Source organism: Tepidimonas aquatica, from assembly GCF_007556585.1.
GTDB classification, from domain to species: domain Bacteria; phylum Pseudomonadota; class Gammaproteobacteria; order Burkholderiales; family Burkholderiaceae_C; genus Tepidimonas; species Tepidimonas aquatica.
The window spans coordinates 1-1574 of the sequence record NZ_VJNA01000075.1; the positions used below are offsets into that span (position 1 = coordinate 1).

At 62.3% G+C, this 1574-nt stretch carries 3 protein-coding genes and 1 pseudogene; 2 read left to right on the plus strand and 2 right to left on the minus strand.

Going from position 1 to position 1574, the window contains the following annotated elements; translation table 11 throughout:
* Both Taqua_RS13670 and Taqua_RS12965 read right to left on the minus strand, forming a co-directional pair.
* Window positions 1-146, minus strand: a pseudogene (locus tag Taqua_RS13670) (IS5/IS1182 family transposase); the annotation flags it as partial.
* 83 nt (window positions 147-229) lie between these two features.
* Entirely contained in the window at window positions 230-886 is a 657-nt protein-coding gene (locus tag Taqua_RS12965) for a helix-turn-helix domain-containing protein (RefSeq protein WP_144326981.1), read from the minus strand.
* Between the two features lie 169 nt (window positions 887-1055).
* Between Taqua_RS12965 and Taqua_RS12970 the strand changes: the two genes are divergently transcribed.
* Together Taqua_RS12970 and Taqua_RS12975 are read left to right on the plus strand one after the other, a co-directional pair.
* A complete protein-coding gene (locus Taqua_RS12970; protein WP_144326982.1) occupies window positions 1056-1250 on the plus strand; it encodes a hypothetical protein in 195 nt (64 codons plus the stop codon).
* Window positions 1247-1574, plus strand: a 328-nt coding sequence (locus tag Taqua_RS12975) for a DUF2924 domain-containing protein (protein ID WP_144326983.1), incomplete at its 3' end; no start/stop codon positions are given. The genes Taqua_RS12970 and Taqua_RS12975, both read left to right, overlap by 4 nt.

Consider the following 1574-nt stretch of genomic DNA (forward strand, 5'->3'; position numbering starts at 1 on the left):
GCTTTGCGCATGAACAGGTGCGACAGCCTTGCTTCCAACTCCTGCCACGGCATGCGTGAGGACAACACCGCCAGCGGATGGCGCAGGTCGATCATCTGATCGAGCCGGGCGCGGAAGAAGTCCTCGGTGGCGGGGCAGGCAAACATCGCAAAACTCCCAGAAAACGGCGCATCAGACCATCAAATCTGGGGGAAATTGTACTCGCAAACAGGCAATAACACAAGAAAAATCATGCTGTTATGAATATTTCAGGGGCGACGAAGTAACGACGCGCTTCGATCTCGTTGCGGTTGATGAGGATCACGCCCAAATCCTGCAGGTGACAGGTGGCGCCGGAAACGGTGTCGCCTTCGGGGGTCGTCAGGGTATCGACGAACAGCACGGGGATGTCGAGATCCCTTTCGACCGCCTCGATCAAGCGCTCGGCCGGAACAGGGCTCAGTGAGAGCCGCTCCACGAGTTCCTCGGCGCGCGCGATGGCCTCTTCGAAGGTGTTTTGCGTGGTCAGCCGCAGGCTGAACTTGAGCGGGCTCTGGGTCTGCTCTCCCTCGCGCAGCCAGCGCAACAGGCCGATCCACTGGCCAGCCCGCAGTTCGAAGCCGTCGAGGTCGTCCTCGGGCACACCCGGTGAAGCGCGCCAGGAGAACTGCGCCTCGCCAGCCACCGCGAAGGAGTCGAGGAAGAATTCGAGGTCGCGCCCCAGCGCATCGGAAAGCAGTACCAGTTCATCGGGCTGAAGCCGGCGTTTGCCGTTCTCAAGGTCTGACACGCTCTGCCGGTCGTTGAGACCGAGCAACTCGGCCAGGCGCTCCTGCGTCCAGCCGGCAGCCTCTCGTGCGGCCTTGACGCGAAAGCCGATGAGCCGGTGGGACAGTCGTTCAAGCATGGCAAAGCGCTCCTCTCTTTGAGGATAAAACAGCATTTTATTCTTGCGAAATTACTTTTGCAAGACAATCGCGCGAAGTCGAAATTGAACCGCCTTGCCCGCCCTTGCCATCTGCTTCGGGCAATCGGGCAGACCATGCCTGACGGTTTTGCGATTCCCCGGAGCCGTCATGAAGAACCTCGAACTGGCATCACCCTCGGAAATGAGCCCCGGCGCCCGGGCCGGGGAAGTCAGCGCCATCCTCGCGGCCGCCATCGTCCGTACCCTCGGGTCTTCCGGGCTGGAACAGAGCGCGGTTCGCCTTGGCTTCCTGCCCGACCAGCGCGTTCATGCAACCCCCTATCCAACGGAGAAGTTGTCATGAGCGAGAAGTCAGCGTCCATTGCGGCGCGGATCGCCGACCTGGGTCATCTCCCGATGGCCGAGCTGTGGGTCCTGTGGGACCGGCACTTCGAGCGCCGGCCCGAACATCCGAATCGCACGCACGTCGAGTCCCGCATCGCCTACAAGCTGCAGGAAGAAGCCTTCGGCGGACTCGCACCCGAAACGCGCCAGCGCCTTGAGGCCATCGGCGCGAAGCACTCCAAGATCAAACTGCGCGCGCGCCCGCGCAAGTTCGACTTCGCACCGGGCACCGTGCTGCTACGCGAATGGGGCGAGCGCGAGCACCGGGTGACGGTCAATGCCG